General features: G+C 30.9%; 12 protein-coding genes. 3 read left to right on the top strand and 9 right to left on the bottom strand.

Annotated elements, in window-relative coordinates; translation table 4 throughout:
- Window positions 1-78: 78 nt before the first annotated feature.
- Window positions 79-1,065: a glycosyltransferase family 2 protein gene (locus tag ABDB96_RS02695; protein ID WP_343251254.1), complete on the bottom strand. Its 987-nt coding sequence runs from the start codon at window positions 1,063-1,065 to the stop codon at window positions 79-81.
- A 235-nt stretch (window positions 1,066-1,300) separates the two neighbouring features.
- On the opposite strand from ABDB96_RS02695, the gene dnaK reads away from it, so the two are divergent.
- A complete protein-coding gene (gene dnaK / locus ABDB96_RS02690; protein ID WP_425528227.1) occupies window positions 1,301-3,082 on the top strand; it encodes a molecular chaperone DnaK in 1,782 nt (593 codons plus the stop codon).
- 293 nt (window positions 3,083-3,375) lie between these two features.
- Window positions 3,376-4,137 carry a pyridoxamine 5'-phosphate oxidase family protein gene (locus tag ABDB96_RS02685; protein ID WP_343251253.1) on the top strand — a complete coding sequence of 254 codons (762 nt, stop codon included), beginning with the start codon at window positions 3,376-3,378 and terminating at the stop codon, window positions 4,135-4,137.
- Between the two features lie 37 nt (window positions 4,138-4,174).
- On the opposite strand, the gene ABDB96_RS02680 is transcribed toward ABDB96_RS02685, so the two are convergent.
- From ABDB96_RS02680 to ABDB96_RS02670, 3 genes are all read right to left on the bottom strand, one after another.
- Window positions 4,175-5,053, bottom strand: coding sequence for a Cof-type HAD-IIB family hydrolase (locus ABDB96_RS02680; RefSeq protein ID WP_343251252.1), 879 nt, complete (start codon window positions 5,051-5,053; stop codon window positions 4,175-4,177).
- A gap of 86 nt (window positions 5,054-5,139) precedes the next feature.
- The gene (locus ABDB96_RS02675; protein ID WP_343251251.1) at window positions 5,140-5,463 is read right to left on the bottom strand and encodes a hypothetical protein; all 324 of its coding nucleotides are present in this window, start codon (window positions 5,461-5,463) and stop codon (window positions 5,140-5,142) included.
- 3 nt (window positions 5,464-5,466) lie between these two features.
- Window positions 5,467-5,733 (bottom strand): hypothetical protein, encoded by a 267-nt coding sequence (locus tag ABDB96_RS02670; RefSeq protein ID WP_343251250.1) that lies wholly within the window; start codon window positions 5,731-5,733, stop codon window positions 5,467-5,469.
- Window positions 5,734-5,857: 124 nt separating this feature from the next.
- Between ABDB96_RS02670 and ABDB96_RS02665 the strand changes: the two genes are divergently transcribed.
- A complete protein-coding gene (locus ABDB96_RS02665; RefSeq protein ID WP_343251249.1) occupies window positions 5,858-7,252 on the top strand; it encodes a nicotinate phosphoribosyltransferase in 1,395 nt (464 codons plus the stop codon).
- Between the two features lie 25 nt (window positions 7,253-7,277).
- Here the strand turns inward: ABDB96_RS02665 and ABDB96_RS02660 are convergent, their stop codons facing one another.
- The 5 genes from ABDB96_RS02660 to cysS all read right to left on the bottom strand — a co-directional run bounded on the left by ABDB96_RS02660 (window position 7,278) and on the right by cysS (window position 14,114).
- The gene (locus tag ABDB96_RS02660; protein WP_343251248.1) at window positions 7,278-8,336 is read right to left on the bottom strand and encodes a DUF302 domain-containing protein; all 1,059 of its coding nucleotides are present in this window, start codon (window positions 8,334-8,336) and stop codon (window positions 7,278-7,280) included.
- A gap of 1,308 nt (window positions 8,337-9,644) precedes the next feature.
- A complete protein-coding gene (locus tag ABDB96_RS02655; RefSeq protein ID WP_343251247.1) occupies window positions 9,645-10,112 on the bottom strand; it encodes a hypothetical protein in 468 nt (155 codons plus the stop codon).
- A 984-nt stretch (window positions 10,113-11,096) separates the two neighbouring features.
- Window positions 11,097-12,023 carry a type I phosphomannose isomerase catalytic subunit gene (locus ABDB96_RS02650; protein ID WP_343251246.1) on the bottom strand — a complete coding sequence of 309 codons (927 nt, stop codon included), beginning with the start codon at window positions 12,021-12,023 and terminating at the stop codon, window positions 11,097-11,099.
- 17 nt (window positions 12,024-12,040) lie between these two features.
- Window positions 12,041-12,850 carry a 23S rRNA (guanosine(2251)-2'-O)-methyltransferase RlmB gene (rlmB, locus tag ABDB96_RS02645; protein WP_343251245.1) on the bottom strand — a complete coding sequence of 270 codons (810 nt, stop codon included), beginning with the start codon at window positions 12,848-12,850 and terminating at the stop codon, window positions 12,041-12,043.
- Window positions 12,810-14,114: a cysteine--tRNA ligase gene (gene cysS / locus ABDB96_RS02640; protein ID WP_343251244.1), complete on the bottom strand. Its 1,305-nt coding sequence runs from the start codon at window positions 14,112-14,114 to the stop codon at window positions 12,810-12,812. Before cysS ends, rlmB begins: the two co-directional genes overlap by 41 nt.
- Between the last annotated feature and the right edge of the window lie 77 nt (window positions 14,115-14,191).

Here is a 14,191-nt window from a genome sequence, read left to right as displayed (position 1 = left end):
GTTTTGACGATTTTGCAACAAAAACGAATAAAGGTGGTTTTTTCGTTATTCTAAACCAATTTTAAAATCTTTTAACTTTTAACGGAGTTGCTTAAAAACATGGTGATAAATCATTTTAGCCAAAAATGATAATCATTTTTTCTTGGTAATAAATGTGGCATTATATTCATTTTTTAAATACTTAACTTGTTGTAATTGTTTATCAAAAAAAGCCGTTTGTTTAATCTTCTTAATAATAAGGTAGTGCAAGCAAAAAATTAACACTAAATCGCTGTATTTGCTATCGATCATTTGTTGACGTCATTGTAAATCATTAACTTTGTTTTTTTGTAATTTAAATAACTCGGCATAAATATTAATAATGGCCCGAAGGTTGGCGATCACATTGCTAGCAGAATTAGTTGAAGTAATACTGCTTTTCCGGCGTAAATATTGGATAGCATATCCGTTTCAAAAGCCAATTTTTTTAGCATTGATAAATAACTTGCACAAAGGGATTACATCTTCATAACGGTTATCTTTTCACCATACTGCATCTCCTTGCATTTTCACAAATTCAGTTTTAAATAAAGTTCCTCACCAATAAACCCAATTGTCGCAATATCATTTTAGTGGATGGGACACAGGGCGATATTTTTGTTGCATAAAGGGCAAAGATAAGAAAAAGTTTTTGAATTTAAAACCAAACTTGGATTTTGAGACGACAAAATCGAAATCTGGACTACTTTTCATTTTGTTTAACATTTTTTCTAATGCTGATGGGTATAAAAAATCATCATCATCAATAAAAATAAAAAAATCGGTCGTTACTAATTGCACCAATTTCTTTCGCGTCAAACCAAGACCAAGGTTACGTTCGTTTCTACGGACAATAACCCGTTGGTCACTTTTCACATAATTGCAAACGTAGTCATAAGTATCATCACTAGAACAATCATCAATGATAATCACCTTAAAATTTTTCAAGGTTTGCTTTAGAACCGAATCTAACGTTCTGGCAACAAATTGCCTTGAATTATAGACTGGAATTAAAACGGTAATTTCGGAATTAAACTTTGGATTCATAAATACTAAAAATTTGTAATTCTTCAAATATTATAAAAAATAAAGACTTAAATATGGTTAGCGAATTTGAATATTTAATAAATCAAAACTTTAATTTAATGTTTGAATAGGAAGGTTAGCACTTTTTGATATTGAGTGCTAATTTTTTGAAAATATTGTGTATAATTGATGACGTAAAATTTTCAATGGTTTGAACAATTTACAAAAAGTATTGATGAAAGGAATCAATGTGATTATGGCCGATTCAGGAATTATTATTGGAATTGACTTAGGGACAACAAACTCGTGTGTAGCAGTCATGGAAGGCAGCCAAAAAGTTGTTTTAGAAAACCCCGAAGGAAAAAGAACGACCCCTTCAATCGTTTCGTACCGTAATGGAGAAATCGTTGTTGGTGATGCTGCTAAACGCCAAATGTTAACCAACGTTAACACCATCGCTTCCATTAAGCGTTTAATGGGAACTAACAAAAAAGTTACCATTAATGAAAACGGGGTTGATAAGGAATTATCACCCGAAGAAGTGTCTGCACAGATTTTAAGTTACTTAAAAGATTATGCCGAAAAAAAGACTGGTAAAAAAATTACCCGAGCGGTAATTACGGTTCCAGCTTATTTTAACGACGCCGAACGGCAAGCCACCAAAACAGCTGGTAAAATTGCTGGGCTTAATGTGGAACGAATTATTAACGAACCAACAGCTGCCGCATTAGCTTATGGTATTGATAAATCGGGTCGGGAAATGAAAGTTTTAGTTTACGACCTTGGGGGCGGAACATTTGACGTTTCATTATTAGATATTGCTGATGGCACTTTTGAAGTTTTAGCAACAGCAGGTGATAACCGGTTGGGTGGTGATGACTGGGACAACCGGATCATTGATTGAATTGTTGATAACATTCAAAAAGAAAATCCAACGGTGAAAATTCGTGAAGAAAAAATCGCGATGCAACGTTTAAAAGAAGCCGCAGAACGGGCTAAAATTGAGTTATCAGCACAGTTTGAAACAACTATTTCGTTACCATTTATTGCCGTAACTGCTAGTGGACCAGTTAATGCTGAATACAAATTAACCCGAACCAAATTCGAAGAATTAACCAAAGACCTCCTTGAAAGAACCCGCACCCCAATTAGCGACGTTTTAAAAGAATCAAAAATTAAAGCGGAAGAAGTTGATGAAATTTTACTAGTTGGTGGTTCAACAAGAATGCCGGCTGTTCAAAAACTTGTAGAAGGCATGATTCCAAATAAAAAACCAAACCGCTCCATTAATCCCGATGAAGTTGTAGCGATCGGTGCTGCTGTCCAAGGTGGGGTGTTGCGTGGTGATGTTAAAGACATTTTATTACTTGATGTGACCCCATTAACTTTAGCGATTGAAACATTGGGTGGAGTTGCGACAGCATTAATTAAGCGAAACACCACCATTCCGGTAAGTAAAAGCCAAATCTTTTCCACCGCCCAAGATAACCAAGAAAGTGTTGATGTTTCCATTTGCCAAGGGGAAAGACCGATGGCTCGTGAGAACAAGTCGTTAGGAACATTTAGTTTAGGTGGTATTCAGCCAGCCCCACGCGGTAAGCCCCAAATTGAAATCACCTTTAACATTGATGCCAATGGGATTCTAAACGTTAAAGCTAAAGACTTAACAACAGGTAAAGAAAATAGCATTACCATTACAAATAGTAGCGATTTATCAGATGCTGAAATCGAACGCATGAAAAAAGAAGCGGAAGAAAACAAAGAACGTGATGCAATTATTAAAGAACGAATTGAAATGCGTTATGAAGGTGAAGGCATTGTCAATACAATTAGCGAAATTTTAGCATCCAAAGAAGCCGAACAGTTACCTAAAGAAGAACGGGAAAACTTACAAAAAATTACCGATGGCATTAACGGTGCTCTTAAATCTGAGAATTGGGATGAATTAAAAAAACAAATTGAAGGATTTAAGAAGTGACGGGACGACATGACTAAAAAATATGCTGGTGCTCAAGCTGGCGGTGCTGACAAAAAATAATTGGCTTACTTCACAATATCAATTTAAAAATTTCTAGGTTTAGGCCTAGATTTTTTAATTTTATAACACGCTTTTATATCAAAATATTTTAATAATGATGATCACATTTGGCATGCATTATTAAATCCAAAAACTTAATAGATAATTTTTATCTTACGTAATAAGTAAATTTCTAAATTTTCATTTTTTCCATTAATACAATTAAAATAAGAAAAAGAAAAGGCAAATGTATATCGGAATTTTAATTCTTTGTTTTTGCTTTTTTACTATTATAATGTTGAGGAAAAATAATCATGGATTATAAAAAATTTGCAATTCAGCACGTGAATGATGATCATTTAGTTGCTTTAAAAATGATTTTCAAAAAACACTATACCGATAGTTATCAAACCATTAAATTACATGATTTTGACTTAGAAAACATGGACATTTTAGCAGATGGATTGAAACATATCTTGATCCCGTTTCCGAAAAAACTTAGCAGTCTAGAAGAATTTAAAAATATTTTTATCGAAATGTTTCGCAGTGCAAGCGAAGGCTTTGATTTAGATATTGTTAAAGACAACCTCATCAATTTTATTAACAAGTATAACACCATCATGATGGCAACAATTCATGATGATCAGCCAGTTTTATCATCTGCGTTATTAATCCGTAGTCATAACAAACATTACATTTATATTAGTGAAATTGCTGAACACTACCAAGCGTTAAAACAAAATCCTAACAAAGTAAAAATCATGTGAATACAAAGCGAAGAAACAGCAACTAGTCCAATTTCAATGATTAAAGCCACTTTTCAAGCAACGGCTAAGTTTATTGAATCAAACGAGTTGAAAAAAAGAATTTTGGAAAATGCCATGCAAAAAATTGGAACTCATGGTGGCATATCACAAATTGCGAAAATGAATGATTTCCATCTGGTTGAATTGGAACTAGGTTCGGGGCGATTTGTTCAGGGCTTTGGGCAAGCTTATGATGTTAATCCAGACTTTACCATTCGCAAACATTTAAACCAAATGCCCCATCATTTTTCCAATGAAGACCAAACCTAAAATTGCATTCTTCATAAAAAACCCAATTAATTTTCTTTTAAGAATGATTTAATACTAATAAATTAATTGCATCAGCAACAACAACCGATGCGTCTGTATCAAAAACATGTGTGGCATGGTTTTTAACAAGAAAAGCACTACTTTTTAAAGTAGCACTATACCTAGTTAGTTTAAACATGCTAATATCATTTTCAGAATCACCAATCGAAAGGGCTCTATCGAGACTAATGTCTAAAAGTTTAGATAATTTTTGTAATGCTTGACCTTTACTGACACCTTTTGGTAAGTATTCTAACGACGCTATTCCCGTGCAAACTAATTGATCATTTAAAATATTAAATTGCATTAGTAAATCGTGTTTTAATTGAACAAAATTAGTTTGATACATATCATTAGGTTCAAAAAAGAAAACTACCTTTAAATATTGATCAATTTCCTTAAAACAATCAGTAAAAAAATACTGACGCTTACTAAAATCGCCTTCAAAAATCATGAAGTTATTAACCATACGGGGGTAGTTTTTAGCCATTTTGTTAAAAACAATCGAACCATCTAAACGGTAAGCACCAGCAATAAACTTGTAACTTTTATCAGTTAAATAATTAATGATCGCATCAGTTATTTCCAGATTTTTTTGATTCAAAAAGCATTTAGTGATAATTTCTTTTTGATAAGTATCGTAAATGATACCACCGTTACATGCGACTAAATAACGGCACTTATCATGCAACTGATAGCTGTTGTATATTTTTAATGCATCTGTGTGTCAACGACCAGTTACAATGGTAAAGACAATGTTATTTTTAATTAAATTCCAAATAGCTGTAATAGCCTCGGGAACAATAATATGAAATTGGTTATCGAACTTTAATAATGTTCCGTCCAAGTCACACGCTACCCATACAATTTTTTTCATAAATTATTTATCTTGGTTTTTAATTTCAACAACACTTAGCGATGGCATTTTTTCATAAGACTCAATAATCTCAGCCGCTGTATCGATTAACTTGCATCAATTTTACCAGTAATTGTTGGTGAATTTAAAAATTTCACGGCACTTGCAAAGAAATTAGCAACCATTTGTTTCGTGGGTAAAATGCAATTAATTGGTACAAAATTAGTTTCGTCCTGTCAAAATGCATCACATAACGGACCAAAAAATCCCTCAACAATCGTACTTGTGATCTCGACTATTTTAGTGTTTGTTTTATATTTTTCTTCAATCGCTTTTAAAACGTAATTGGTAAATTTTTTTCAAATGAAATTGTTTGTATCATCACTTTTTAATAAATGGGTTTTCACCTTGTACTTGTTTTTATCATTCAAATCTTAACCATTTTCTAATGCCTGGATTTCTTGTTCAGATAAATCCTTTAACTCAAAATCAAACCACGCACCTAAATTAACACTATTTTTTGTTGCTTTTTCGGCAACATGTAGAGTAATGGTTTTTAAATCGCTTCAGAAAGAATTAAGGGTTTTTAAAAAATCGTTTAAATCAGCACCCCGTTCACTTTCAAATTTTGCAATTGTTTTGGTTTTTCCTGTGTAGTTATTAAGTTCAGGTCAAATTAAACAATGAATCTTCTTTTCCATAAATTGCTCTTTTTTTAGCATCTTAATCATAGATAAATTTTATAATAAACTTAAGATGTTGTAAAAACTTGAATACATGATAAAAAATAACTAACTCATATTACGAAAATTAATTGGTCTAATTATGAAAAAAATTGATGTCGAAATGCCTTGGGAAATCAACCCACACGTTTTAGCGATTTTGCCTTGCGACGCATACAAACTTTCACACCGTTTAATGTACCCTGATGATACTACCAACCTTTACTCGGTGTTTTATGCTCGAAAAAAAACAACCAAATTCCAAACAATCGCTTGGAATCATAAATTCGGTAAAAAAATTATTTTATATATTCTAGATAAATTTGCAAATTCAGTAAAAGAATTAAGCAAAGAAACAAAAAAAAATGATCCGATTACCAAACTGTTATTAGAGAAAATTACTACCGTTTTTGGCTTTAAAGAATTTTCGGAAAATTTTATTAACTGCTTAAAAAAAATTGGTCAATATATTTTTCAAAACAATCGTTTACCAATCACAGTAAGTGTCCGAAAAAGCGATGAATCAACACCATTTGGAAAACCACTAATTACCATTACTGGTCGTAATAATATTGATGTATCAACTGTTTGATTAATTAATTATTTTGAAACAATTATTTTAGAAAATATTTGGCAATTTACCACATCGTTAACAATTGCTCGCGATTATTATTTTTTAGTTAAAGATATGGCTAACAAAACATGTGATGATTCAGCATTCATTAAATACCAGTGTCATGACTTTAGCATGCGTGGCATGAGTTCAATAACTAGTGCCATTTATAGTGCCAACGCTCACTTGCATTACTTCAACGGTAGCGACACAATTATTGGCGGTAATAATGCCCAATCAGTGCTAGCATCAGAGCATTCGGTCATGTGTGCTGATGGCAAAGAAAATGAATTTAAAACATACGAGCGGTTAATCAACAAATTTCCAAAAGGGATTTTATCGTTAGTTAGCGATTCGTGAGATTTATGAAAAGTTATGGATGAATATTTGCCCAAACTTAAAGATAAAATTATCAAGCGTGATGGTCGTCTTGTAATCCGACCCGATAGTGGTGATCCTATAGAAATTATTTGTGGTAGCAAAAACTTTTCTTGAAATAACAAAAAAACTTGGGGTGTGATTCACTATTTAGATCACCATTTTGGAAACACATGAAACTCAAAAAAATACAAAGTTCTAAATCCAAAAGTTGGCATTATTTATGGTGATGCAATCACTTATGAGCGAACAAAAATGATTTTAGAAAATTTACAAAAACAAAAATACGCATCAAGTAATATTGTTTTTGGTGTTGGCGCATCAACCTACCAAGCAGTAACGCGTGATACATTAGGGTTTGTGGCAAAAACAACAGCACTTCAAAGAAAGAAACCACATGGTAAAAAAGAATGAATCAATATTGAAAAAGATCCGACGACTGATCACGAAAAAAAATCCATTACTGGGCGTTTTTTAAACGATCCTGATTTAATTAAAATTTATTAAAAATATTTCAAAAATTTAATTAATACTAAATCTTGTCAAAAAAATTCTTCTTCACTGCATTTATTAAGGTATTGGCTAAGGATTTTCTTTGTTCAGTTTGAGGTCCATATTTTGTTAATACTGATTCAATTGCATTTGTATTAACAAAAACTTTGTTATTTTGCACGTAAACGTGGAGCCTAAGCGGAAGTTCTAAACCTATATTTGGTTGGGCATTAATTAAATTAGTGCCCACTTTGGCGTTACCAAAAATCAAAACTTTATTAAAGTTATTAAATTTAGTGCTTTGATCTTTAAATTTCCCATCAATTGCGTTTTGACGATGATCAATAACAGCAAAAATACCAGCACCTTCCTTTAAATTTCGACCAAAATTTGGTGTTTTTTCATCTTTTGGTTCAATCTTAGCATTGGCTAAAATTTGTTTTTTAAATTTTTCAAAAGTTTGACTAGCAGTATTTTCAGCCGTACCATTTTCCTGTATTGTTACTTCAGCAGGTTTGCGTTCGTATTTATCGTTTGCAACTGGGGTAGAATTTTCAGGATTATTTAATGGTTTTGCGATCTGGTCAATTATTTTTTGAACTACGTCAACAAATCTGTTTGCTAGTGCTTCATCATTTTGGCCATGATTAGTTAAAGTGCCCACGGTCGCATTAGTAGACACTCAAGTTTTGCCCCCATCTTCAAAAACCTGAATTCGTAATGGTAATTCCAAACCTAAGCCTGGCGATTTAACCATTAGATTCGTGCCAGTCCCCCCATTTCCAAAGATAATTACTTTATTAAATTTTGGAATTGCATTTCCTTCTAAACCAGCCTGAATTGCGTTTTGACGGTGATCAATTTCAGAAAAAATAGTTAATGATCCAGGATGTTTTTGAATTATATCTTTTAATTTTAAATATGTATTGTTGGCGTTTTGATCAATTGCTTCCCGGGCGTGGTAGTTATAGTTATTAAATTGTTGCTGATTCAAAACGCGTTTATTATCCTTGATTTGAGCACACGAAGTAGTTATTAACCCAACTACTGGAATAATGCCGCCTAAAATTGAAATTAACCGTATCTTAGATTTTTTCATTTGATCAATATATCCTTTTAATATGTCAAAAATTACTCATTTTATAAGGGTAAATTATTGCTTTTATAATATGTTTTGCAAGTAATATGCTTAAAAAATGAGTTATGATGATCAGAGGTATTTTTTAGTTAAAAATAAAATTTTTGTAACTTAAAATCATCTATTTTTAACAATGCCTCAAAAAAATAGTTTTCTACATTGATAAGTAACGTTTTTTAAATTGAACAAACGCATATATGTTATTTCGTGTAAGTTATTTAAGGTATCCATATAATAACGATTCAACCATGTTATTAATGACTAGAAAAGCAGATATGTAACGAAAATGATGTAATCTTTCAAAAATTTAATAAAGGATTTAATATTTAAAAGAATGGTTTTTTTAATTAACTTTCTTATCGCGATTACTAGCAATACTATATATCCATTATTCTAATAAACATAAAAGACTTTCTCAAATTAGTATTTGCTATAACTTAAAAGTTCGTGCATTTTTGAATCCTTTAAGTTTCGTTTTTTAGTAATATTTTCAAAAATGACACTTAAAAAAAATAAACCAGCTTAACATTGCTAGTTTATTAAATTTTAAAATTAAATGTTGAGTTTATAAAGAAAAAAAATACTGGATTTTTTTAATTAAAAACGTTTAGTGAAATTAATGCTAGTATATTGCTAACGTTGCTGCATTTTCTACCCAAAAAGTTCGAGTTTCCAATATGGTTATAATACTTATTTTTAAAGTGTTTTTAAAAAATAAATGTACAAAAGACAGGTAAACTCTGCTTTTTATTGAATTTTGGTTTACAGAATTTCTATTTTTAAGCCTTTATTAGGGCTTCATACTATTTTTTGCGGCCAGAAAAATATTTATTTAATTATCCATATTTTCTTAATATGCCATTTATCATGAATTTCTTTTTTAATAACTTTTAATTGATTCATTAAATTACTATTCTCGCGAATTTTCTATCATCACGATGCTAAACTTAACACTACTTCTAAGTAACGAATGTGTAGAATTTTCAATTTTATTATCATTTAATCATGATCTTTTTTCGAGATATGCACCTTGTTTGATTAATTGTTTTATAGCATAATACTCGAATATATTGACATGAGCTTTTAAAATAAATTTAAATATTTAACCGACCATTTTCATAATCACTAATCACTATTAATCGAGGTGTAAATTTTTGTTTTTTTGTTAATGTTTAGTACAGTATTCTATTTGCTAATTGATATTAGTTAACGTTGCAATACTTAATATTCATTTATAGTTACTAATAATTGTAATAGGTTAACTTCACGTTAAGGTAGAAAGTGGTGGTGTCAACCGGTCCCGTCATTGTGGTTGTGGTCGTGTTTGTGGCTGTGGTCGTGATCATGGTCATCATGAGTAGCAGTTACTGGCGGCTTTGTAGTTGTTGGTTTTTCACTATGATCGTGGTGGTCATGATCGTGGTGGTCGTGATCATGGTCATCATGAGTAGCGGTTACTGTCGGCTTTGTAGTTGTTGGTTTTTTGTTATGGTCGTGGTGGTCATGATCGTGATTGTGGTCGTGCTCGTGGTCATGATCGTGATCGTCATGCGGAGCCGCTGGCAATGTTTTTTCTATTTCTGATCTATTTTTAGTTCCTGAGGTGTCTCCAGATGGAGTTGTTCTATTACGATTATTAGTAGTTGTACTACATGCAGAACTTACTCCAGCAACTAATGGAATCGCAAAAGCTAGTCCTGTAAATAAAATTTTCTTTTTTAGTTTTAATTTCGTCATTAATGTTATCTCCTAAAATTTAGATATTGTTGATTGATTAATAGTATACATTATTAATTTCTAATTTATAAAAATTATAAATAAAAGATCATTTCGATGCTTTTTATTACTAAGTCCTTAAACATAATTAAGCACAAATACTCCAGATTTATAAATTTGTATTTCTTAATTAAATTCTGGATACAATTTAAATCAATTGCTTTAAAAAACTAGAAATACTAATAATATCTATGTTTATAGTGATCTTGAATAAAAACAAAACATTAAATAAAATGTATCTTTTTATGTAGATAAAAATTTGGTGAAAAAAATTAAAAATTAACTAAGGGAATATCGAACAAAAATATCGATTCACACCAAATTAATACTTAATGTATCAATTAAATCAATAACTTACTGGCTTGAATAAAAATAACTATCTTTGTAATAAAACTTAAAACATTTCAATCACAATATTTATTAGACTAATGATTTTGTCAGGTTTTAACTTTTAAAATTATTAACCAATAAACCAAGAGAATAAATTAGAAATTGAGAATAAAAAATAAATAACGATACTTATTACTTGGGTCAAAATTATCGATATTACTAGACGATTTTTTTATCTATCGAACATTAAAAATTTTTATAATTAATATTTTAACTGCATCTATTCGTAAAAAAGATGAAAGGTTAAACCATTAATTAAACAAATTTAGTAAAGTTGAAATAGCATCAAAAAGTTGCACGAAATGATTTTAATCTAACATATTTTAGTTATCATGTTAAATCGTAAAAACACAAATGGATTTTGTCAATGCATACCAAAAATCATTTATCGCTGCAAAAATAAGTTAATTACTTTATAACAAGAAGGGCTAATAAGTTTTAAATTGAAAAAAATCAAAAAAGCATTTACTAGTGATTAAATAAACTGCATGTATTGACCATAATTCAGAATTATTATAAGTAGATAAATCTGATAAAGATCAACTTACAAAATAGTTAATTAACGATAATCAAAAATTGTAAATTACCTGTTAGTGTTAAATTGTTGGAATTAGAAGTAACGATTGCTGCATCACCAAATTTAAAATCAATTTGATTAATTTTTCCTGTTCCAGAAACAACAACAATTTCGTATCACTTGTTCTGATCAATTGCGAAAAATGTTGCGTTTTTTGTATCAATTTTTATTACTTTAAAATATTGATTATCAATTAAGTATTGATCATGACAATTTGCAAGTTTTTGCTGTTCATAATAGTTTTGCGGAACACTAATCACTTGTAAAGCCAAATCAGTATGTAACTGTCTATATTTACCGTCTAAACCGAACCGATCATAATCATAGATACGATAAGTAATATCGCTAGCTTGCTGGATTTCGCAAACAAAATTACCTTGTTTTAAAGCATGAATTGTTCCGGTAGGAACATAAATGAAATCATCCTTTTTAATTGATTGGCTATTTAATAATTTGTTTCACTGTTTTAAATTAATTTGAGTTTGAAGTTGCTGCTTTGATGTCGCATTATGTCCGTAAACAATCGATTGATTAAATGCATCACTTAAAACGTATCATGCTTCATTCTTGCCCAAACTGCTGTGGTGTTTTTTGGCAAATTCATCATCGGGATGAACCTGAACGCTTAAATCATGGTAAGCATCAATAAATTTAATTAAATGAGGATATGGTTGCAATGAATTTGCAAATAATTCGGGATTATTTGAATAAATTTCGTGTAAAGTAAGGTTGTAATATCTTCCTAAACTAATACACTTACTAGCTTGTTTTAAATTTTCAAAAGCACTTAAAACCCAAGCTTCACCGACAGGATTAATATCATCTAAATGATCTTGAAAAATTTCTTTTAATTTATTGCCGCCCCACACGTGATTTAAAAGTGCTGGTTTAAATTTCAAAATCATGATTGTTTTATTTCCTTTTAGAAGATTTTGTGTTGTTTTTGAATAGCGTAAATTAATATTCCAGCAGCGACTGATACATTTAATGACTGCATTTTGACATTCATCGGAATTTGGGTTTTAAAATCAGCTTCTTTGGTTAAAAGGGAGCTAACGCCAGCGTCTTCATTACCAATTATTAATAAAACCTTGTCAATATCAAGTTTAGTGTAATCAACAGCATCGCGATCTAAAGAACTAACAATACTCCAAAAGCCGTTTTTCTTAAATTTATCAATGGCATAACGTAAGTTTGCGACATTGACAATATTTAACGAAAAAACTGCTCCTAAACTTGTTTTAATTACAGTGTTATTTACAGGTGATTGGTTTTCGGTCTTAAAAATTACCCCATCAACATTGGCTGCTAAGCAAGTTCTCAAGATGGCTCCAAAATTACCTGGATCCATAATTTTGTCTAACACAACAATTAAACTTTTCGGTTTGGCTTTAGTTTTGGCTAATAAAGTCTCAACCGGAATAAAAAGATGATCAGCATCAACTAAAGCAACGACGCCTTGGTGGTTAAAGTTTTTATGAAATTGCGTGGCAAATCATTTCAATGAATGCATTTCAACGACAACATGATTTTGTTTAGCTAAATTAATGATCAAATTATCCGGTTTGAACAACATCACTTTTTTGATCGGCAAGAGATTATAAAATCCATCAAGAACACTTTTACGGCCAATTAGGTAACTAAGATTTTTAGAAGATTTATTATGGTTAAAATGGCTCAAAATTGCACCCTTAAAGTAGTTTTTTAGTTTGTAAGCGGGCCCGAATTGCATCTGCCTCTTTAAATTCTTTGTTTAAAACTTTGCGACCTCATTGGCGAATCAGATCAATGTTAGTTTGGGTGTGAATGTTTTCAGGTAAAATTCCATATAAATCTAAACACCATAATAATTCACTACAAATCGTAGTTAATTGCTTAAAATCCTTTTTGTTAATCCATTCATTTAGTTTCCTAACTAAATCCCAAATTATTTTGGTAGCATTGGCAAAATTTAAATCATCTTCTAACGCTTGAAGAAAATCAGGATTAACTGCAAACGTGCTTGGAAGTGAATGGTGATTCAATACTAGCATGGTTTTTGCTTTATTTAAACTTAAGGTGATTTTTTCAATATCTTTAATCGCGTTTTGTAAAACAGCATTAGAAAAATTAATTGGTGAACGGTAATGGGATTGGTAAAAAAACCACCGCAAAACGCGAAAATCATAAGTTTCTAAAAGTTGTTTAACATAAATAAAATTACCTAATGATTTGGACATTTTTTGCTGATTAATGGTTAACTGACCAATATGCATTCAATACTTACTAATCGGATGGTTGGTAAGACTTAAATGCTGGCTTAATTCGTTTTCGTGATGGGGGAAAAGTAAATCAATCCCCCCGCCATGAATTGTAATTTGTTTTCCAAAATGGTTTCAAATCAAATAAGCACATTCGGTGTGTCAGCCCGGTCGACCTAGCGATCACGGACTTGGTCATTTTAATCCTTCTGTAGTTTGTTTTCACAAGACAAAATCCAAAGGATTAATTTTTTTAGTATCAATTTCAATCCTTTCGCCAATCCGTAAATCATGCGGATGATTTTTCGATAATGAACCGTAACTTTTCACACAATCTACACGAAAATAAACATCACCATTAACAACGTAAGCGGCTTGATTGGCAATTAGTTTCTCAATGTATGCAATAATTCCAGAAATGTTTTCTGAGACCCTAGGATGATGCATTCTAATCACATTCATCTGGTCCATGATTTGAAAATACGCTATGGTGTATTGGTTTGCTAAAACTAACTCCGAAGCATGTTCCAAAACCGCTTGTTTAATAATTTTGTCATCAATATCAGTGATGTTATGAACGATATTAACCGGAATTTTTTTAAATCGTAAAATCCGGTGAAAAACATCAAAAGTAATCAGGGGCCGAATGTTTCCTAAATGAACGTGGTTATAAACTGTAGGACCACACAAATAAATGCTGATTGTTTGTTCAGTTAACAAATGTTTTTGTTGGGAAAAAGTATCAAAGATTTTCATGTTGAAAAAGGTTTAATTTTTATCTTGCTAGGTTAATCATATTATTTTAATTCAAAATATTTTGCTTAAAATTTTCA

The sequence above is a fragment of the Mycoplasma amphoriforme A39 genome (assembly GCA_000723365.1).
In the GTDB taxonomy this organism is placed as follows: domain Bacteria; phylum Bacillota_I; class Bacilli_A; order Mycoplasmatales; family Mycoplasmoidaceae; genus Mycoplasmoides; species Mycoplasmoides amphoriforme.
Note: the sequence above shows the minus strand (reverse complement) of the source record. Positions and strands in the feature narration are given on the sequence as shown.